This is a genomic window from Tenacibaculum sp. XPcli2-G (genome assembly GCF_024124505.1).
Taxonomy (GTDB): Bacteria; Bacteroidota; Bacteroidia; order Flavobacteriales; family Flavobacteriaceae; genus Polaribacter; species Polaribacter mesophilus.
Map to the genome: position 1 here is coordinate 100,104 of NZ_JAMXSH010000005.1, position 20,390 is coordinate 120,493.

The following is a 20,390-nucleotide window of genomic DNA, read 5'->3' on the forward strand; positions in this document are numbered from 1 at the left end:
CAGAGCGATAAAAAATAAAAAGTCCCGCTAATAGCGGGACTTTTTATGTGTTTTTTAGAATTAGGCGTATAATGATTATTACAACTATAAATAATAGATACTTTAGAAATTTCGTGTTTAGTTGAGTGTTTTTATTTAAGTTATCAAGAGGAGAAGAAACTTTTCTTATGTTAGTAGGTGTTTTTGAAAAACTATATCCTTCGAAATTAGTATCAAATAATAACTCATCATCTGAATCCAATTGCTTTCCAAAATACCTTGTACATAACTCAAATACAAAATTTTCACCTACTTGATCTTCAGTAAATTCTCCTTCAGTAAATTCATCGAAATTATAAAACCTATTTCCATTTTCATTTATTTTTGACTTAGATAATAGTTTTTCTTCCTCTTTAAGAGGTTTACCGAAATCAATAAAGGTGCCTAGTTCTGATGTTCCTCCTTTAACCCTTAATTTTTGATTATTTTTAGTAACAGAATATCCCCAAAAATTAACAGTGCTTTGAAGAGCAATAGAACATATTTCAGTATCAGGGAAAAAATCAGATAGTGTATTTTCCTCATAGGAAGTATTTTCTTCAAATGATTTTATGGGTAATTCTTGTTCACATATTATCCAATTTCCTTTGTATTTTGTAATATAAACGGTATTACCAGGAGGTAACATAACCTCTTCAAACGTTTTAGGAACTATTTTTTTTAGATTATGAAAACCGATACTATTTAAGAGTTTTTCTTTCTCTATTTCTTTGTTAGAGTTAATAATTACGCATGATATTTTCCATCCCATAGCTAGGTCAGTTATTTTAAAATGTTAGCTTAATGAGGTTTATTTTTTCTGAAGTGGACTTATAATTTCTACATCACTAAAAGCAATAGCGCCTCTAATTACACTGTCAATAGTACTTTTTAAAGCTTCAATCAATTGCATTTTTAATTGCGATTTGTGATAAATCAAGCTAACTTCACGTGCAGGAGATGGAGATTCAAATTCTCTTAAATGAGTTTTGTCTCGTTCATTTAAATCCAGCGTATTTAAATAAGGAAGTAAGGTCATTCCTAATCCGTCTTTAGATAACTTTATTAATGTATCAAAACTTCCACTTTCTAACTGAAAGTGATGTGTAGAGCTTCTTTTATTAGTTCTACAAAGATTAATTACACTGTCTTTAAAACAATGTCCGTCTTCTAACAATAAAATATCATCAACTTCTAAATCATCAACTTTTAATTTCTTTTGTTTAAATAATCGATGTTCACTTGGAACTAAACCTACAAAAGGTTCATAATACAAAACACGCTCTTTTATGGCTTCATTTTCTAATGGAGTAGCAGCAATAGCAGCATCTATATAACCATCCATTAACTTTCTAACAATTTCTTCTGTAGTTAATTCTTCAATAACTAATTGAACTTTAGGGTAGTTCTTACTAAATGTTTTTAAAAACATAGGAAGTAGTGTAGGCATAATTGTAGGGATTATTCCTAGTCTAAACTCACCACCTACATAGCCTTTTTGTTGATGTACAATATCAATAATACGATTACTTTCATCAACAATTACTTTAGCTTGTTCTACAATACGTTTACCAACTTCAGTTAATTCAATAGGTTTTTTAGAACGATTAAAAATTTTAGCATCTAATTCTTCTTCTAATTTCTGAATTTGCATACTTAACGTTGGTTGCGTGACAAAGCAATGTTCTGCAGCTATGGTGAAGTTTTTATATTCAGCAACGGCTAGTGTATATTTTAATTGTGTTATAGTCATTTCAATAATAATTTTTGATAAAGATATTAAAACAATCGATTACGTTTATAGTAAAACTGTTAAAACTTGCCTTAAATTTGTAATAGAAAAAGTAAAAAACTTAAAATCAAAACAATATGTCAACTACAATTTTAGGATTAGATAAACAAAAAACTGAAAACTTAGTAAAAGAGTTAAATGCCTTATTAGCAAACTTTCAAGTATATTACCAAAATGCAAGAGGTTTACACTGGAATATTAAAGGAAAAAACTTTTTTGAGTTGCATATGAAGTTTGAAGAATTTTATACAGATGCACAAGAAAAAGTAGACTTAATAGCAGAACGTATTTTAACATTACAAGGAACACCATTGCATACTTTTGAAGATTACACTAGTGTATCAAAAGTACCAGTAGGAAAAAATATTTCAAATGATGTTGAAGCAGTAAAATTAATTATTGATTCGTTATCAGAACTATTAAAAATAGAACGTTTAATTCTTGATTTGTCTGATGAAGCAGAAGATGAAGGAACAAACTCAATGATGAGTGACTTTATTGCAGAACAAGAAAAAACATTGTGGATGATGAATGCTTGGTTAAGCTAAGAAATAGTTATCTATGTTTAGGGGATGAAAGAGCAACGTGTTTACGTTGCTTTTTTTATGTAGAAGAAAATAATATGAATAATTGGCTAATATAAATACTTAATTAAAATCCGAATACTTACAAAGGCAATTAGAATAGCGGTTGCTTTTTTCAGTTGTGTGGAATTAAAGAATTGGTTACTCATTCTACTACCAATTTGACCACCAATAAAAACAATAATTAATAAAATAGAAGTAAGCTTCCAGTCGATAGAAAATTCAGGGTTCACATATTGACCTATCAATCCAGATATAGAATTTACTAAAATAAAAAAGCTTGCTGTAGCAGCTATTTTTTTAGGAGTGTCCCAATTGGTTAAATGAAGTAACGGAGCTAAGAAAATACCACCACCAATTCCAACCATTCCAGAAATAAAACCAATAATTCCGCCATAACCTGCATTTTTTGCTATGTTTAAATCGGTAGTTTTATTGCTGTTGGTAACTACTTTGTTTGAACTCCACATGGTAATAGCAGCAAAAAGTAGTGTGAAACCTAAAAGAATAAAGAAAAAAGTTTGACTTATTCGTAAATAGCCACCCAAAAAAGCCATAGGAATACTAAATAAAGTAAGCGGAATAACCTTTTTCCAATTATATTGTTTTTGTTGCATATAAAGTAAAACATTACCTGTAACAACCATTACATTACAAAGTAATGCTGTAGCTCTTATTTGTGTAAAAAGTAAGCCAGTGAGTGCTAAAACAGCCAAGTAACTGGAACCACCACCAAATCCGACAGAAGAGTATAGAACAGCCACAATAAAAAAGAGTAAGACTATGTACAAATTAGTACTTAAAACATCTAGAAAAAGAGATATCATCATATCAAACAAATGTAGCTATAAAAGTTTTTTTTAAAAAGTTGATGATTTACTCTTTTATAAAAGACTTTTTAAACTGCTGAGGAGTAATCATCTCCATTTTTTTAAATTGTCTGTTAAAATAGCTAATGTTATTAAAACCAGATTTGTAAGCTATTTCAGAGATTCGTAGGTTTTTAGATTGTTTTATAAGTTTTTTAGAAAATTTAATTTTTTCAGAGTTTATGTAGTCAATAGGAGAAATTCCTAAGGTGTTTTTAAACTTTTTATGAAAATGAGATGTACTCATACAAGCCTTCTTAGCTAACAATTCTACAGTAATATCTTTATTTGTGAGGTTGTTTTTTATAAACTTAATAACCATACCAATGCGGGTGTCTGTAAGCGTGTCAGAAGGATCGTTTAAGATAAAAGCTTTAGCTTTCGTTTGTAATAATCTAACAATCAATTCCTGTATCATAAGATCAAGAAGAATGTCTTTAGATTTGTTTTGATCGGTAAACGTATGTACTAAACGTCCAACTAAATGATTAATATCCGTATTATGAACAAGGTGAGAAGAAGTTTCGTTTAATTTCCAATTATTGTTTTCGCGCTCTATAGTAACATTGTGATTAAACTTATCTACTATCTCATCAATCTTATCAGAGTCAATACCTAAAGCCAAACATTGAGTAGGATTATTTTTTTCAGCCAAGGGGAAATCTATAATCATTTCTTTATTAGTTGGCATTACCACAGATTCACCAGGGAAAAAATCAAAAGGTTCCATACCTTCTAAATGCATTACTTTTTTTCCAGTGAGCATACTTGCAATCACAGGAAAATCAAAAGTCAAAGAAACCTGTTCAGCACTTTTATGAGTCTCAAAAATATTCAACTCAGCATATTCGGCATTATACGTAGTTCTGTTCTCTATTAAAGTAGTAAGTTTTCTACTTTCTTTATGTCGACTTAATAAATGGTTCATAATCAATAGTACAAAAATCTATTTATCCTTTTTTTGAGATAATAGATATGTGTTACAATTTAATAAATACGTTCAATATATTGACTATATGATATTTTAATTTTACAAAAATTACGAAATACTCATTTTTAATACAGGTTGATTGTAGAAGTGTTATTTCGGGATAGTTAATTTAAGTAAAGAACAAAAATACAAAGTTTTATGAGTTACACGAAACCAAAATTTAAAGACACGTATGCAAATTTTATCAATGGGAAGTTTGTGTCTCCCTTAGGTGGAGAATATTTTGAAAACAAATCTCCAGTTGATAATAGCATCATAGCAAAATATCCAAGATCACAAAAAGAAGATATAGAACTAGCTTTAGATGCAGCCAATGCAGCGAAGGAAAGTTGGGGAAACACTTCAGCAGCAGAACGAGCTTCATTGCTAAATAAAGTAGCAGATATAATTGAAGCAAATTTAGAAGAGTTTGCATTAGTAGAAACCTGTGATAATGGAAAACCAATACGAGAAACATTAAATGCTGATGTTCCTTTGGCAGTAGATCATTGGCGCTATTTTGCTGCTGCCATTAGAGCAGAAGAAGGAAGTGCAACAGAGCTTGATCAAAATACCTTATCAATGAACATTAAAGAACCTTTGGGGGTTGTGGGGCAAATTATTCCTTGGAACTTTCCTCTTTTAATGTTATCGTGGAAGTTGCCACCAGCATTGGCTACAGGTAACTGTGTAATATTAAAACCAGCAGAACAAACTCCGTCATCAGCAACATTGTTAATGGAAAAAATAGCCGATGTTTTTCCTCCAGGAGTTATTAATGTAGTTCATGGTTTTGGTCCTGAAGCAGGAAAACCATTGGCATCAAGCCCAAGAATAGATAAAGTAGCATTTACAGGAGAAACTACTACAGGACAATTAATAATGCAGTATGCTTCTAAAAACTTAAATCCAGTTACGATGGAGTTAGGAGGTAAGTCTCCAAATATCTTCTTTAATAGTGTAATGGATGAAGATGATGCTTTTTTAGATAAAGCAATTGAAGGAGCGGTGTTATTTGCTTTTAATCAAGGAGAAGTTTGTACCTGTCCTTCACGTATTTTAGTACAAGAAGACATCTATGATAAGTTTATGGAGCGAGTGGTGGCAAGAACAGAAGCAATAGTACAAAAAAGTCCGTATGATGTAAACACAATGGTAGGAGCACAAGCATCAAATGATCAATATGAAAAAATTCAAGCGTATATTAAAATAGGAAAAGAAGAAGGAGCGAAAGTGCTATGTGGAGGAGAAGTTAATACACTAGAAGGAGAGTTAGCAAATGGATTTTATATTAAACCAACTATTTTAGAAGGACACAATAAGATGCGCGTATTTCAAGAGGAAATTTTTGGGCCTGTTGTGTGTGTGACAAAGTTTAAAGATGAAGCAGAAGCGCTAGAAATAGCAAATGATACCATGTACGGATTAGGAGCAGGAGTGTGGACACGAGATGCACATCAGTTATATCAAATTCCAAGAGCTATTAAAGCAGGAAGAGTTTGGGTAAATTGTTATCATGCTTATCCAGCCCACGCACCATTTGGAGGGTATAAAAAATCAGGATTTGGTAGAGAAAACCATTTAATGATGATGGATTACTATCGTCAAACTAAGAACATGTTGATATCGTATGATAAAAACAAGTTAGGGTTCTTTTAGTTGTTTGAAAATACTGAGCTTTAAAAAGCTCAGTATTTTATAAAAAAATATAATATGCAAAGAGTAGCAATAACAGATGCAGCAAAAGAAATAGTTAAAAAACTAAAAAAGCAACATGGCGAATTAATTTTTCATCAAAGCGGAGGATGTTGTGATGGATCATCACCAATGATTTTTCCTAAAGATGAAATGTATTTAGATGAAAGTGATATTCTGTTAGGTGTGTTAGATGAAGTTCCTTTTTATATGAATAAAGATCAATATGAATACTGGAAGCACACGCACTTAACCATTGATATAACTGAAGGAAGAGGAGCAAGTTTTTCATTAGAAATTCCTTTAGGAGTTCGTTTTATTATACATTCACGTTTATTGCAACAAGAAGATGAAAGTTAGTATATGTTTTAAGAAGAAGAATTAATAAATTGATAAACAATTAAAAATGATTTATTTTAGTAGCTTAAGCTAAAATAAAAAGGAGTATAAGAATGAGTAACTACCACGTAAAAACATTAGAAGAATATTTTCAAGTATATAGAAAGTCCGTTAGAAATCCAGAATTATTTTGGGAAGAAATAGCAGAAGAACACTTTGTTTGGAGGAAAAAATGGGATACCGTTTTGGACTATAATTTTGAGAAAACTGAGTTCAAATGGTTTGAAGGAGCAAAGCTAAATATTACAGAAAACTGTATCGACCGTCATTTGCATATCAGAGGAGATAAAACAGCTATTTTATTTGAGCCCAACAACCCAAAAGAAGAAGCTCAACATATTTCTTATAAAGAACTACACAAACGTGTTTGTAAGTTTGCTAATGTTTTAAAAGACCACGGGATAAAGAAAGGAGATAGAGTTTGTATTTACTTACCAATGATTCCAGAATTAGCTATTTCGGTTTTAGCTTGCGCACGAATCGGAGCAGTACACTCAGTTGTTTTTGCAGGATTTTCATCAACAGCATTAGCAACGAGAGTTAATGATTGCGAAGCAAAAATGGTAATTACTTCAGATGGTTCCTACAGAGGGACAAAAACTATTGATTTAAAGAGTATTGTAGATGAAGCATTAGAAGATTGTCCTACTATAGAAAATGTATTAGTTGCTAAAAGAATTAATTCAGATATTCAATTAAAAGAAGGACGAGATAAGTGGTTAGCACCTTTATTAGAAGAAGCTTATCAAGATTGTGTTCCAGAGATTATGGATGCTGAAGATCCATTATTCATTTTATACACTTCTGGTTCAACAGGAAGTCCAAAAGGAATGTTACATACCACAGCTGGTTACATGGTGTACACAGCATATACGTTTAAAAATGTTTTCAATTATAAAGAAAATGATGTGTATTGGTGTACCGCAGATATTGGTTGGATTACAGGGCATAGTTATATTGTGTATGGTCCGTTAGCAAACGGAGCAACAACTGTAATGTTTGAAGGCGTTCCTAGTTATCCAGATTTCGGTCGTTTTTGGGAAATTGTAGAGAAGCACAACATAAATCAATTTTATACGGCGCCCACAGCAATTAGAGCATTAGCAAAAGAGAACTTAGAATTTGTTGATAGCCATAACCTTTCATCAGTAAAAGTGTTAGGAACGGTAGGAGAACCTATAAACGAAGAAGCATGGCACTGGTATAATGATAATGTTGGAAAAAAGAAAAGCCCAATTGTAGATACTTGGTGGCAAACTGAAACTGGTGGAATTATGATTTCTCCTTTACCTTATATCACTCCAACAAAACCAACTTATGCAACATTGCCTTTACCAGGAATTCAAATAGCATTGATGGATGAAAACGGAAAAGAAGTAAAAGGAAATCAGGTTGACGGAAGATTGTGTATAAAATACCCTTGGCCTTCTATGGCAAGAACTATATGGGGGAATCATCAGCGTTATAAAGAAACATATTTCTCAGCATTTGATGATATGTATTTTACTGGTGATGGTGCTCTTCGTGATGAGGTAGGCTATTACCGAATTACAGGTAGAGTAGATGATGTAATTATAGTTTCTGGACATAACCTAGGAACTGCACCTATAGAAGATGCAATCAATGAGCATCCTGCAGTAGCAGAAAGCGCTATAGTTGGTTTTCCGCACGAAGTAAAAGGAAACGCTTTATATGGTTATGTGATTTTGAAAGAAACCGGAGAGGTAAGAAATCAAGATAACTTACGTAAAGAGATAAATCAAATTATTACGGAGCATATTGGTCCGATAGCGAAGTTGGATAAAATTCAGTTTACTGAAGGAGTACCTAAAACACGCTCAGGAAAAATTATGCGTCGTATTCTTCGAAAAATTGCACATAATGAATTAGATAATTTAGGAGATGTTTCTACACTCTTAAATCCTGAAGTGGTACAGGATATAATTGATAACAGATTGTAAAATAGTGAAAAGGGATTCTTATAAGAATCCTTTTTCTTTTGCTATTAAAATCAAATCACGATCGTCAGAATTGTCAACCTCAAATATTTTAGCCATTTGTCGTTTTCTTTTTTGTACTGCAGCTAAAGATAAGGGTAGGATGTTAGGTAGTTTATTTACACGATTACCAATAGATAGTTCATACAAAATCTTTCTATCCAAATCATCTAAAAAATACTCATTGGATACCTGGTTTCTAAGCATTTTCATTACCGTTTTACTGTAGTAAGGAGGGTCGTTAAGTACTTCTTCAATAGCATGAACTAACTCTACCGGTGTAATGTCATTTTTAACTAAGAACCCATCAGGATTTACGTTTTTTAAAATACTATGTACTCGGTAATTATCGTTAAAAGTAGTGGAGATAATAATTTTAGACTCAGGAAGTTTTTCGTTTATAATCAAACCTAAATCCTCACCAGATAAAATACCTTTTTCTTCTAAAGGAGGTAAACTAATATCTAAAAAAATAATTTCAATAGATCGATTAGAAGAAGAATACGTTTCTATAATTTCATCGGCAGCACCACAGTTATTTGCTATTTGAATATGAAAAGAAATATTTTCATTTTGACTTTCGATATAGGCAAAAGCACTTTTATAAGCTTCTGATATTAAAGGATGATCGTCAATTATTAAAGCGTTATACTTTTTACTTTCCATTTTTAGTATTAAAAGGGGTTATAATAACAAGTGTAGTTCCTTGGTTTTCTTTAGAAATAAACTCTAAAGTACCACCTAATTTTTGTACCCTTGCTGTAATATTTTTTATTCCAATTCCCTTTTTCTTTTTCTCGGCATTAAAACCAATTCCGTCGTCTTTTAACGAAATAATAAGCTCTTCTCTCTTAAAAGAAGTGTCTAAGGTAACATTTTTTGCCTTAGCATGCTTAATAATGTTTTGTAAAGCCTCTTGAATGATGCGGTATACGTTAGCTTTAGTAACCTCGTTAATTTCGTTCCATGGAATGGTTTTATCAAAGTTAAACTTATAAGAAAAATTACCAATAGTACTTCTATCTTTTAAAAGTTGTGTTAAAATTGTTGTAAAGTTAATATTAGTGCTATCAAAATTATCGCTTAATCTGTGAGAAACATCTCTAATTTCCTTTTCTATCTCTTGTAACTCATCTAAAAAAGCTTGGTGTTTTTCTTGAGTTTCAGGTTTCATTTGCATAGCTAAAAAACCAAGGTTTACCCGAGTACCGAAAAGTTTTCCTAAAACACCATCATGAAGTTCTGCTGAGATACGGTTACGTTCGTTAACACGTTCTTCTTCTAATTTGGCTTGTTGTTGTAGTGTTAATACATAAACTTCTTCATTAGCTTTTTGTTGTTCCGCTTCTAGTTTTAATTTTTCATTTCTTACTTTTTGTACACGTAAAAAATATAGTAAGCTAAGAACTAGTAGACCAGCAAAACTAGTTACTATAATCCATACACGTTGTTGGCTTAAACGCTCTGTTTCTTCAATATATTCATCTGTTTCAAACTCAATACGGGTAAACTTGTTTTGTATTCTTCGTTCAGCACTAATTAAACTATCGTTAAACTCTATATAACGATCTAAGTATTTTTTAGAATTTTGTTTGTCTAAATTGGCGAGTTGATTTAAAGTAGTTAAATAATCTCCCCCGTTTTTTAATTCTTTGGCCAGTATATTAGCTTCTTTGGCATATTGTAGCGCTTTTGTGGTGTCTTTAATGTATTTATAATAATCAGATAAGTGAATTTTTGAAGTTAGGACCCCTTCGTTATTACCTAAACTATCTCTAATATTTAAAGCTTTGTAAAAATTTTGTTTTATACCTAGGGTGTCTCTTGCTAGAAGTTTACAGTAAGAAATGTTGTCTAAGACTCTTGCATATTGCTCTTTTTTTAATAGATTGTCAAGTTCTTTTTTGAAGTTTTCTATCGCCTTTTTGTAGTTCTTCTTTTTAAGATAAGCATTTCCTATATTATTGAAAATAGTTATGTATTTTCTACTTCTATTTTTTTTACTTAAGTAGGAATAATGTTTTAGAGCTGTTTTGTAATAGAATATAGCTTTGTCATATTCTTTAATATCAAATTGGAGAAGACCAAGATGGTTGTATGATAAGTATAAATCCTGATGTTTTTTTAAACTTTTATAAATTTTTAAAGCTTTAATAATTAAGATTTCACTACCTAAATAATCTCTGTAGCGGCCTTTAATATGTGCCATTCCAAATAACATTTTAGCTTTTTCATATTCAAAGTTACCTTTTTCGAAAGCTTCATAGGCTAGATTAAAATGAGCATAACCCTTGCTGTATTTACCTAGCTTTACATAATAAGTAGCATAATTCCAATGAGCATCACCTAATGAGTAGTAGTTTTTTGTTTTGTTTGCAGACTCTACAGCCTCTTGATTAATCTTGAGAAAAGATATTGAGTCTTTTAGCTTGTAGTATTCGTAAGATATGGTGCTTAAGTGATTTTGATTCTTTTGATTCTTTTGGATATAGTTATACGCCTTGAATAATATTTTTCTCCTACTAACAGTGTCTAACTTTTTATTATTAATTGAATTTAACCATATTTTAATGCTGTCTACTTGGTGTAATTCAGAGTGCGGTAAGAAAAAACTATAAACAGAGCCTGTTAGAATAAAAAATAAAAAGAATAAATTTGCTTTTAGAGGTTTCAAGAGTATTGTTTTTTAAGATAACTAAAAAAAGCTTCTAACATTTTGTTAAAAGCTTGTAAATATAAGTTTAATTTCCTTTTGTACCATCACCTCCATCATTACCACCACCTGTATCTCTATCTCCTGGTGGATCCGTTTTGTCTGTTGAGCCATCATCTAAAATTAATTCAATATTATCAACAGTGTTGTTCGGTACAATATCTTCTGTTAAGTCTGTACAACTTGTAGTTAACAAAAATAACGTGCTTATTAGTAGTGTAAATTTTAAAGTTCTCATAATTTCAATTTTTAAATTTTGACAATAGTTTTCCTAGCCGCATGTGCGGCTCGTATAGCATCGAAATAAATTTTCGTGTGTATTACATCATTTTTTAAATGAGGCAATAGTCATCTAACCCAAGTGTTTGGTTAGTAGGTAGAATTAAATTGATTGAAACATCAATTCATGAAGATGCGTTACTACTAAGGCCTATTGAGTACAACAGACTTCAGGGAATTCTACTTTGTCATAAAGGAAGCGTTTGCAATTTTGAAATGAACGCTAGTTGATTTTTAATTCTAAAATAGTGACAACATTATATATAATGAAGATGATTTTAGTAAGCGTTCTTGTTGAATGAGTAAACGTCCTTTTTCATTTAGTATGTGCAATTTTAATGTTTTCATAGCATTTATTTTGTCTTCTTAATATAATGAAAAAAAACGAATTATACAAGTTTTAACTTGTTAAAAATGTGTTTTTTAATAAAAAAAGCGTCTTTTTAAAAAAGACGCTTTTGTGTTATATATAAGTGTAGAATAATTGCTAATTCCTCATTAAATATTTTGCTCCACAATAAACATCCTTGTCTTTTTTTGTTCCGTAATCTGCTCCTTTTCTATAAGCTAAGCTGATACTTCTGTTTATGTTAGTTAATACCATCGTTTTAAATTTTTATTTATTAATAATACCAATTAAGTGTATCTTAATAAGTATGGTACAAATATACGAAATTTTTACAATAAAACAAGTGTTTTTTAGGTTTAAGTTATTGTAAATCAGTTGTTTATGTTGTTGTTAAGGTAAAGAAGGACTGTCCGGATAATATCCAGATAAGTAGTGTTTTTGTAACGTTTTGTACGTTAGTAGCTTAGAGTTCAATTAAGAGTTTTTAGTATGTTTAAATTAAAATTCCATTTTTCAAAAAAATATAAAAAAAGCGCCCAAAATTAATTGGACGCTTTATATATCATTAGTTTTTATAATCAAATCATATCTGAGTTTTCATTATAATTAACATACAACGTCCGGTTTCGAAAGATTCCTTCATCAGGATTCCCACGAAAACTACATGTTAAGCTTACAAGCTCTTGTGTTATATGTAAATTCATTTTTTTCATAAAAAGCAAATATATAAAATTTAAAATAATTTCTGTTTTAACGAAATTTTTGGCTTTTGAGGTCTTTTTTACCTCATTTTGGTGAAAAAGTAAGTCAGTGACTTACTAAAAGTAAGTCACTGACTTACCAAAAAGAAAATTAGACGGCTTATTTTTGTCTCGGTTAAAATTTAGACCTTCAATAAGGTTAAGATATAAAATGGGGAATTATATCACGTCGTAGGGAAAGTTCTATGAAGAAAAAGAAAAACAAAATGATTTTTACTCTAACCAAAGTAAAATATTCAAACTGAGAGTGTCTTTTAAGGCGCTCTTTTTTATTAGAAAAAAGCTATATAGTCAGAAGATAAACGAGTTAAGTAAGTTAATAAATAGTTAAGTGCTGTGTTTTAATAACAAGTGTTTAGAGGTGGGAATAAAAATAATTGTTTAAGTTTAATTAAAGTTGGTAACCTTTTAGTGAGCTAGATTTAAACTACAGCTAAGAACTTCTTAAAGTAAGTGTTGTTGATTTGCGGACATAACACAAAAATTAACATAATAATGAAAAACTTACTTAAATTAGGGTTCTTAGGCGTTTGCGGAGCTATAGCTTTAACATCTTGCGATTCTGATAGTACACCTAGTCACGGAGATTCAATTGAATTAAAAGCACACTCAAAAACTCCAAACTTTTTAAAATTAGAATCAGAGTTTTCTGGAGTAAACATTTTTCCTTTATTGTCTTCTGAAGATAAGTTAGAAGATACACCAAACTTTGTATACGGTTCTATGGCAGATGGAGCTGGGTTAATGAGAAATTCAGATGGAACTTATACTTTAATAAATAATATTGAGGCAGATTATTCAATTGCTCGTATTAAATTAGATAAAACTTTTAAGCCTGTACATGGTGAATATATTTTAAATGCAAATGCTACTGCTAGTACAGCACAGTGCTCAGGTTCATTAATTACAGAGGCAGAACACGGTTTTGGTCCATTATATTTATCTGGTGGAGAATGGGGAGGAGCTTCTAAAGGGGTTTTTGCAACTGATCCTTTAAAAAATGTTTCAGCAGCAAGTACTCCAAAAATGTTAACAGCTATGGGACAATGGTCTACAGAAAATGCAGTGGCAATTGGTAAAGATGCGTACGCAGATAAAACTGTTGTATTTATTGGAGATGATCATTCAGATAATGAAGTACCTTCAGGTCAATTAGGAATGTATGTAGGTGATAGAGGAGATTTAGAAGGTGGTAAATTATATGGTTTAAAGGTAACTGATGAAGGGATTGCTTATGAGGTAGATATGAAAGAAGGTACAACTTATAATGCTTCTTTTGTTGAGTTAACCGAAAAGAATATCGATTTATTAGATGCAGAGGCTAAAGAAAAAGGAGTGATGGGATTCTCTCGTTTAGAAGATATTGATTGGAGAAGAGGTTCTGCTAAAAACAATCGTGAAATTTATTTTTGTGTAACAGGTCGTAAAAAAGACGGTTTAGTAGGAAAAGGAACTATCTATGGGCGTGTATATAAAGTCGAGTTAAATGAAAATGATCCTACTGGAGCAGCAAAAATTACCTGTGTTTTAGATGGAGATAAATTAGATGGTAAAGCAAAAGCTTTCCATAGTCCAGATAATATCGTAGTTACAGAAAACTATGCGTACATTCAAGAGGATCCTAATGGTTATTTTGATGGTGAAAAGAATCACGCAGCTAGCTTATATCAATACAACTTGAAAACAGGAGAGGTAAAGAAAGTGTTAGAGTGCGATCAGGTTGCAGCTTCTGCTCAAGGTTACGGAGCGTCTTATCAAGATAAAGCATGGGAAATTACTGGTATGATTGATGTTTCTGAAACTATTGGAGTAAGCAATACGTTTTTATTAATTACTCAAAATCATGGCTGGGAACCTGCTGATGGAGGAGCATTTACTGACCCTATGGCAAACGATGCAGCAGAAACAAGAAAAGAAGGAAGTCAATTATATGTAGTTCAAGGATTAGATAGATAATGACAAACAATTTTCAAAAAATACAAAAGGCACATGTTATCATGTGTCTTTTTCTGGTATCTATAATTGGTTGTAAACAAGAAAAAGCAACAAGCTATTCAAAGCTAGATAATCGAGCTTTGGTGGCAAAAGTTCAAGAATATTATTCAGAGCGTCTTGATGACTGTATTTCAAGTTTAGAAGAAATTAATGTTGTTGAAGAGGTTTCCGAAAAGCTAAATAAGTATAAGTTAGCGAGAAAGGAATTTAAGTTGATAGAACCTATATTAGCTTTTGCTGATAAAGAAAACTACAAGAGTTTAAATGCTCCAAATATTTTAAAGGTAGAAGAAGAGGATGCTACGGATATTAAAATAAGAGCCCCTTTTGGGTTTCAAGTTATTGAAGAGTTATTAAATGAGGATGAAGTTGACGTTGCAGAGGTAGAGAGCATTATAAAAAAGACAGTAAGTAGGCTTAAACTAATAGCGGCAAATAACACGTTGTATTTAAAAAAACACCATGTTTTATGGCTGTTGCGCGATCAAATTGCCCGTATAGCTTTGGTAGGAATAACAGGTTTTGATTCACCAGTGTTAGAGCAATCTTTATTAGAAGCAAAAATAAACTACGAAACCTTACTTTTTATTATAGGTACTTATAAAAGTGAGTTTTCAAAAGATAAATTGTATACTGATTTTGTAAATGAGTTGCAGACAGCTCAAAAAATGTTACAAGAAGGCAATTTTGAGTCGTTTAATCGCTATGATTTTATAAAAAATCATACACATAAACAATTGGAGCTGTTGGCAAAAACCTCAGAAGATTGGAAAGTTGAGTTCCCTTTAACTATGGCGTTCAATAATAACATCACTTCATTATTTTCTAAAGAAACATTTAATATTGATTTCTTTAACGATTATCATCAGTTAGAAAAGGCGATGTCTAATGAAAAAATAGCTTTAGGAAGAAAACTATTTAATGATAAGAATTTATCAAAAGACGGTGTGATGAGCTGTGCTACTTGTCATATTAAAGATAAGGCTTTTGCAGATGGGTTAGCAACTTTTCCAAAACAAAAAAGAAATACACCAACCTTACCGTATGCTGCTTATCAACAAACCTTTTTTCACGATGGAAGAGCAGGTAGTTTAGAGGGGCAAATTGTGGGAGTTGTTGAAAACAAGAATGAGTTTCATACCAATTTAGAAAACTTGACAGAAACTGTAAAAAATGACAGTGTATATACAAAGTCGTTTGCTAATCTATATGGAAAAGTAACTGATTTTAACATCCGAAATGCAATAGCAAATTATATTAGAAGTTTAGGCGATTTTAGTTCTAAGTTTGATAAAAACATAAACAATAAAGAAAACACGTTAACAACTTCTGAAATCAACGGATTTAATCTTTTTATGGGGAAAGCAAAATGTGCCACTTGTCACTTTCCACCTGTGTTTAACGGAACAGTTCCACCTAATTTTACGGAAACAGAAGTAGAATCTATTGGAGTTCCAAATATGAAAGAAACAGGGTTAGATGATGATTTAGGAGCTTATAATATATTTAAAACTGAAGAACGAAAATACTTTTTCAAAACTTCTACCGTTCGTAACATATCCAAAACGGCTCCCTATATGCATAATGGGGTGTATGAAACCTTAGAACAAGTAGTTGATTTTTATAATAAAGGTGGTGGACAAGGGTTAGGATATAAAGTACCAAATCAAACGTTACCATCAGATAAATTGAATTTGTCAGAAAAAGAAATTAAAGACCTAATCGCTTTTATGGAAGCCTTAACGGATGAATAATTCATTCAATTTTTATAGTTAACATAAAACTCTCTAATATATATTTAGAGAGTTTTTTTATTTTTACTGTAATTTCTAATGGTAGTTTCGACCAATTAGAACAAATCAATTATCATGAAAAAAATAGTAGTACTAATCGCTATAGCTCTTGTTTCAATAGCATGTAAAAAAGAAGTTAAAAAGGAAACAATTAAAAAAGAAGAGGTAGCAACATTAAAATACCCGAAAACATTAGAAAAAATTCTTGAAAAACATGGAGGGATTGAACAATGGAAAAAAATGAAAACATTGTCATTCACACTAAAAAATGAAGAACATACTACAGATTTACATTCACGAAAAACAGTAGTGAATTCACCAGAATATTCTTTAGGGTTTGATGGAAAAGAAGTGTGGTTACAACAACAAGATTCAACAGCGTTTAAAGGAAACCTGGAGTTTTATTACAATCTATATTTTTATTTTTATGCAATGCCTTTTGTATTAGCTGATGATGGCATTGTGTATTCAGAAACAAAACCGCTGACTTTTGAAGGAGTTAGCTATCCAGGAATAAAAATTTCATACAAAGCCAACGTAGGAACTTCACCAGATGATAATTATTTTATATTTTACCATCCAGAAACAAAACAAATGGCATGGTTAGGGTATACGGTTACTTATTTTAGCAAAGAACCAACTGATGCTTATAAAATTATAAGATATAACGATTGGGAAAATGTTAACGGTTTGTTATTGCCAAAATCCATAACTTGGTACGCTAAAGATGAAAATGGGCAACCAACAGAACCAGGAAGAGAACCAATTCAGTTTAAAATGCCTTTGTTAAGTGAAGCATCATTAGCCAATAGTTTTTACGAAAAACCAAAAGAATAATCAACTAATAAAAAACAAAGTATGGATAAAAAGTATGTATGGAAAAAAGAGTATACATTAGTCTTAGTGGCTAATTTAGTATACATCGTGTTGTTTTACATAATCACTAACATATATACAAAATAAACCATGCAGCTAATAGATTGGATTGTTCTTTCGGTAACCTTATTGTTTATTGTTTTATATGGAGCTTGGAAAACCAGAGGAAGTAAAAATGTAGAAGATTACATAAAAGGAGGAAACGAAAGTAAATGGTGGACGATTGGTTTGTCAGTTATGGCAACACAAGCCAGTGCGATAACTTTCTTATCAACCCCAGGACAAGCATTTCATAGTGGAATGGGATTTGTGCAGTTTTACTTCGGGTTACCAATGGCCATGATAATTATCTGTTTGGTGTTTATTCCTATTTACCACCGATTAAAAGTTTATACAGCCTACGAATATTTAGAAGGAAGGTTTGATCAAAAAACTCGAACCTTAACTGCAATTCTATTTTTAATTCAACGCGGATTAGCAGCAGGAATCACCATTTTTGCGCCAGCTATTATTTTGTCTGCTGTTTTGGGTTGGGATTTAATTACTTTAAATATCATCATTGGGGTTTTGGTAATTATTTATACCGTTTCAGGAGGAACAAAGGCGGTAAGTGTTACACAAAAACAACAAATGGCAGTGATTTTCGCAGGAATGTTTGTAGCATTTTATTTGATACTACAGTATTTACCAGATGATATAACATTTACTAAGGCATTAGAAATAGCAGGAGCTTCCGATAAAATGAAAGTGCTTGATTTTTCTTGGGATTTAAATAACCGTTATACGGTTTGGACAGGTATTTTAGGAGGAACATTTTTAATGTTATCGTATTTTGGAACAGACCAAAGCCAAGTCCAACGCTACTTGTCAGGAAAATCATTAAGAGAGAGTCAATTAGGGTTGATTTTTAACGGACTGTTAAAAGTACCTATGCAATTTTTTATTTTGTTAGTAGGAGTGATGGTATTTGTATTTTATCAGTTTAATCCGTCACCGTTAAATTTCAATCCAAAATCAGGAGAAGCAATAGCAAATTCCAACCTTGAAACAATAGAACAATATGTAAAATTAGAAGAGCAACATCGTTTTATTGAAGGAAGAAAAAAAGCGCTGATTTTTGAAGGGTTGACTCCTGAGAATATAGCACAGATTCAAGAGTTTAATGAACAAGATAAGGTACTAAAGGAAGAAGCGAAAAATATTATTTCAAAAGTAGATCCGTTAGTAGAAACAAATGATAAAGATTATGTGTTTATTCATTTTATTCTGAATAATTTACCCAAAGGATTAATAGGTTTGTTGTTAGCGGTAATTTTATCTGCAGCAATGTCTTCTACAGCATCTGAATTAAACGCCTTAGGAGGTACTACAGCTATTGATTTATACAAACGAAATACGAAAATAGAATATAGCGAAGAGCATTATGTAAAAATGTCAAAATGGTTTACCCTAGGTTGGGGGATTTTGGCAATTTTAGTCGCCTGTATAGCAGATTTATTTGATAATTTAATTCAGCTTGTAAATATTATTGGTTCTATTTTTTATGGAAATGTGTTGGGAATATTCTTATTAGCCTTTTTTATAAAGTTTGTCAAAGGAAATGCAGTATTTATTGCAGCGATAATCACGCAATTAATTATTATCGCAGTTTGGTACATCGATTGGCTACCGTATTTGTGGTTGAATGCTTTAGGGTGCGGTTTAGTAATGCTATTAGCAATACTAATTCAATCAACGTCTAAAGAAAACTAACTTTTTTCTATTCGTAAAGCATCAATAATATCAGAAGCAATTAGGGCGTTGTATCCTTTTTTGCAAGCGGCATCGTCACCTGCTTTTCCGTGGAAAAATACACCTAATAAAGCGGCATGTAGAGGAGTATAGTTTTGTGCTAATAAGCCTGTGATAATTCCTGTGAGTACATCACCGCTACCACCAGTTGCCATTCCTTGGTTTCCAGAAGTATTGAAATACAAATTCCCTTCAGGAGAAGAAATAGTAGTATATGCATTTTTTAAAACTACAACACATTGATGTTTTGCAGAAAACTCAAGTTGCTTTTGAAAACGTTCAGTTGATGTGTTAGACTTTCCTACCAATCTATCAAACTCTTTAATATGTGGAGTTAAGATAGAGTTTTTAGGAAGTAACGATTTTAATTCTTCGTTTTGAGCAATAATATTAATAGCATCGGCATCAATAACTAACGGGTTACTACTTTCCGACACTAATTTTTTTACAAGTTGTGTTGTTTTTTCGTTAACATCCAATCCTGGGCCTATCGCGAGAATGTCGTATTTGAAAATTTCTGGGAGTTGGGTCACGAATTCTTCATTCTCGTCGGTTAGGCATATTGCTTCTGGAATGGAAGATTGCATAATTTGATACCCGCATTTTGGTACGTAACTAGTTAGCAGACCTACACCACTTCGTAAGCAAGCTTTTGAAGAAAGTACTGCAGCTCCCATTTTTCCGTAAGAACCTGCAATTAATAAAGCGTGTCCGTAACTTCCTTTGTGTGATTGACGTAATCGGGGTGTTAAAATTTCAGTAATCTTTTCATTTAAAATAAAATAGTTGCTTTTCTGCTGTTGAATAAAATTTTCATCTAAACCAATATCAACTGTTTTCCAATTTTTTACATGGTTTCCATTTTCAGGAAAAAAGAATGAAAGTTTTGGTCTTTGAAAGCTCACTGCTATATCTGCATGTACAACAGTTTCAGAATCAGGAAGCTTATCGCAATATAAACCAGAAGGAAGATCAACAGCGTATATGGTTTTTTTAGCATTATTAATGTTTTCAATAACATGCTTTATAAAACCAGTAACAGGCTTGGAAAGCCCAAAACCAAAAATAGCGTCAATAATAACATCATATTCAGAAAAATCAGGAATTGTACTGGTTGATTTTATAGTGATAGTATCATCAAGTTTTTGAAAATTAATATCACAATCTGAGCTAAGTACATCTTTAAACTGAACTAAAAAAGGTTGTACAGTATATTTCTTGCTTTTTAAAATTCTAGCAATAGCAAATCCGTCACCACCATTATTACCAACCCCACTAACAATAGCAATTTTTAGAGAACGGTTTAGTAAAGGTTCAATAGCTTTTACAAAGGCTAAAGATGCTTGTCCCATCAGAGCAAAAGAAGTAATTCCTTTTTTACTAATAGTATGTTCGTCAGCTTTTCGTATTTGTGTAACGTTGATTATTTTTTGAAGATTTTCCATGATAGAAATTTACAACTTTACATAAAAAAAGCAAAAATAAACCCACAAAATTCTTTGTGGGCTT

At 31.4% G+C, this 20,390-nt stretch carries 17 protein-coding genes; 8 read left to right on the forward strand and 9 right to left on the reverse strand.

Going from position 1 to position 20,390, the window contains the following annotated elements:
- Nucleotides 1–43: 43 nt before the first annotated feature.
- Complete coding sequence (locus NH341_RS13450; RefSeq protein WP_253057210.1) at nt 44–790, reverse strand: hypothetical protein; 747 nt, start codon at nt 788–790, stop codon at nt 44–46.
- Nucleotides 791–829: 39 nt separating this feature from the next.
- Nucleotides 830–1,771 (reverse strand): hydrogen peroxide-inducible genes activator, encoded by a 942-nt coding sequence (locus tag NH341_RS13455; RefSeq protein ID WP_047789720.1) that lies wholly within the window; start codon nt 1,769–1,771, stop codon nt 830–832.
- 116 nt (nt 1,772–1,887) lie between these two features.
- Between NH341_RS13455 and NH341_RS13460 the strand changes: the two genes are divergently transcribed.
- Nucleotides 1,888–2,358, forward strand: a complete 471-nt coding sequence (locus NH341_RS13460) for a Dps family protein (RefSeq protein ID WP_253057212.1) — start codon at nt 1,888–1,890, stop codon at nt 2,356–2,358.
- Nucleotides 2,359–2,444: 86 nt separating this feature from the next.
- On the opposite strand, the gene NH341_RS13465 is transcribed toward NH341_RS13460, so the two are convergent.
- On the reverse strand, nt 2,445–3,224 hold the full coding sequence (locus tag NH341_RS13465; protein WP_253057213.1) for a sulfite exporter TauE/SafE family protein: 780 nt from the start codon (nt 3,222–3,224) through the stop codon (nt 2,445–2,447).
- A 46-nt stretch (nt 3,225–3,270) separates the two neighbouring features.
- Nucleotides 3,271–4,191 (reverse strand): AraC family transcriptional regulator, encoded by a 921-nt coding sequence (locus NH341_RS13470; RefSeq protein ID WP_073183104.1) that lies wholly within the window; start codon nt 4,189–4,191, stop codon nt 3,271–3,273.
- 201 nt (nt 4,192–4,392) lie between these two features.
- Here NH341_RS13470 and NH341_RS13475 point away from each other — a divergent pair, with 201 nt between their 5' ends.
- From NH341_RS13475 to acs, 3 genes are all read left to right on the forward strand, one after another.
- Nucleotides 4,393–5,892: an aldehyde dehydrogenase family protein gene (locus NH341_RS13475; RefSeq protein WP_047789724.1), complete on the forward strand. Its 1,500-nt coding sequence runs from the start codon at nt 4,393–4,395 to the stop codon at nt 5,890–5,892.
- Between the two features lie 54 nt (nt 5,893–5,946).
- Nucleotides 5,947–6,288 (forward strand): DUF779 domain-containing protein, encoded by a 342-nt coding sequence (locus NH341_RS13480; protein ID WP_073183101.1) that lies wholly within the window; start codon nt 5,947–5,949, stop codon nt 6,286–6,288.
- 92 nt (nt 6,289–6,380) lie between these two features.
- On the forward strand, nt 6,381–8,288 hold the full coding sequence (gene acs, locus NH341_RS13485; protein ID WP_253057214.1) for an acetate--CoA ligase: 1,908 nt from the start codon (nt 6,381–6,383) through the stop codon (nt 8,286–8,288).
- Between the two features lie 18 nt (nt 8,289–8,306).
- Here the strand turns inward: acs and NH341_RS13490 are convergent, their stop codons facing one another.
- The 4 genes from NH341_RS13490 to NH341_RS15370 all read right to left on the reverse strand — a co-directional run bounded on the left by NH341_RS13490 (nt 8,307) and on the right by NH341_RS15370 (nt 12,369).
- On the reverse strand, nt 8,307–8,990 hold the full coding sequence (locus NH341_RS13490) for a response regulator transcription factor (RefSeq protein WP_047789727.1): 684 nt from the start codon (nt 8,988–8,990) through the stop codon (nt 8,307–8,309).
- Complete coding sequence (locus NH341_RS13495; RefSeq protein ID WP_159611726.1) at nt 8,980–10,998, reverse strand: tetratricopeptide repeat-containing sensor histidine kinase; 2,019 nt, start codon at nt 10,996–10,998, stop codon at nt 8,980–8,982. Before NH341_RS13495 ends, NH341_RS13490 begins: the two co-directional genes overlap by 11 nt.
- 67 nt (nt 10,999–11,065) lie before the next feature.
- Nucleotides 11,066–11,275, reverse strand: a complete 210-nt coding sequence (locus tag NH341_RS13500) for a hypothetical protein (RefSeq protein ID WP_253057215.1) — start codon at nt 11,273–11,275, stop codon at nt 11,066–11,068.
- A gap of 968 nt (nt 11,276–12,243) precedes the next feature.
- Nucleotides 12,244–12,369: a hypothetical protein gene (locus NH341_RS15370; protein WP_256471528.1), complete on the reverse strand. Its 126-nt coding sequence runs from the start codon at nt 12,367–12,369 to the stop codon at nt 12,244–12,246.
- 552 nt (nt 12,370–12,921) lie between these two features.
- On the opposite strand from NH341_RS15370, the gene NH341_RS13505 reads away from it, so the two are divergent.
- From NH341_RS13505 to NH341_RS13520, 4 genes are all read left to right on the forward strand, one after another.
- The gene (locus NH341_RS13505) at nt 12,922–14,382 is read left to right on the forward strand and encodes an alkaline phosphatase PhoX (RefSeq protein WP_253057217.1); all 1,461 of its coding nucleotides are present in this window, start codon (nt 12,922–12,924) and stop codon (nt 14,380–14,382) included.
- Between the two features lie 41 nt (nt 14,383–14,423).
- Entirely contained in the window at nt 14,424–16,175 is a 1,752-nt protein-coding gene (locus NH341_RS13510) for a cytochrome-c peroxidase (RefSeq protein WP_253057219.1), read from the forward strand.
- A 114-nt stretch (nt 16,176–16,289) separates the two neighbouring features.
- Nucleotides 16,290–17,051, forward strand: coding sequence for a DUF6503 family protein (locus tag NH341_RS13515; protein ID WP_253057220.1), 762 nt, complete (start codon nt 16,290–16,292; stop codon nt 17,049–17,051).
- Nucleotides 17,052–17,180: 129 nt separating this feature from the next.
- Nucleotides 17,181–18,842 (forward strand): sodium:solute symporter, encoded by a 1,662-nt coding sequence (locus NH341_RS13520; protein WP_253057222.1) that lies wholly within the window; start codon nt 17,181–17,183, stop codon nt 18,840–18,842.
- On the opposite strand, the gene NH341_RS13525 is transcribed toward NH341_RS13520, so the two are convergent.
- Entirely contained in the window at nt 18,839–20,326 is a 1,488-nt protein-coding gene (locus NH341_RS13525; protein WP_253057224.1) for an NAD(P)H-hydrate dehydratase, read from the reverse strand. The genes NH341_RS13520 and NH341_RS13525 overlap by 4 nt on opposite strands.
- Nucleotides 20,327–20,390: the final 64 nt, after the last annotated feature.

Coding starts and splice junctions, on each gene's coding strand:
- NH341_RS13450 (WP_253057210.1), bottom strand. CDS start 790: ATGGGATGGAAAATATCATGCGTAATTATTAACTCTAACAAAGAAATA.
- NH341_RS13455 (WP_047789720.1), bottom strand. CDS start 1,771: ATGACTATAACACAATTAAAATATACACTAGCCGTTGCTGAATATAAA.
- NH341_RS13460 (WP_253057212.1), top strand. CDS start 1,888: ATGTCAACTACAATTTTAGGATTAGATAAACAAAAAACTGAAAACTTA.
- NH341_RS13465 (WP_253057213.1), bottom strand. CDS start 3,224: ATGATGATATCTCTTTTTCTAGATGTTTTAAGTACTAATTTGTACATA.
- NH341_RS13470 (WP_073183104.1), bottom strand. CDS start 4,191: ATGAACCATTTATTAAGTCGACATAAAGAAAGTAGAAAACTTACTACT.
- NH341_RS13475 (WP_047789724.1), top strand. CDS start 4,393: ATGAGTTACACGAAACCAAAATTTAAAGACACGTATGCAAATTTTATC.
- NH341_RS13480 (WP_073183101.1), top strand. CDS start 5,947: ATGCAAAGAGTAGCAATAACAGATGCAGCAAAAGAAATAGTTAAAAAA.
- acs (WP_253057214.1), top strand. CDS start 6,381: ATGAGTAACTACCACGTAAAAACATTAGAAGAATATTTTCAAGTATAT.
- NH341_RS13490 (WP_047789727.1), bottom strand. CDS start 8,990: ATGGAAAGTAAAAAGTATAACGCTTTAATAATTGACGATCATCCTTTA.
- NH341_RS13500 (WP_253057215.1), bottom strand. CDS start 11,275: ATGAGAACTTTAAAATTTACACTACTAATAAGCACGTTATTTTTGTTA.
- NH341_RS15370 (WP_256471528.1), bottom strand. CDS start 12,369: ATGAATTTACATATAACACAAGAGCTTGTAAGCTTAACATGTAGTTTT.
- NH341_RS13505 (WP_253057217.1), top strand. CDS start 12,922: ATGAAAAACTTACTTAAATTAGGGTTCTTAGGCGTTTGCGGAGCTATA.
- NH341_RS13510 (WP_253057219.1), top strand. CDS start 14,424: ATGTGTCTTTTTCTGGTATCTATAATTGGTTGTAAACAAGAAAAAGCA.
- NH341_RS13515 (WP_253057220.1), top strand. CDS start 16,290: ATGAAAAAAATAGTAGTACTAATCGCTATAGCTCTTGTTTCAATAGCA.
- NH341_RS13520 (WP_253057222.1), top strand. CDS start 17,181: ATGCAGCTAATAGATTGGATTGTTCTTTCGGTAACCTTATTGTTTATT.
- NH341_RS13525 (WP_253057224.1), bottom strand. CDS start 20,326: ATGGAAAATCTTCAAAAAATAATCAACGTTACACAAATACGAAAAGCT.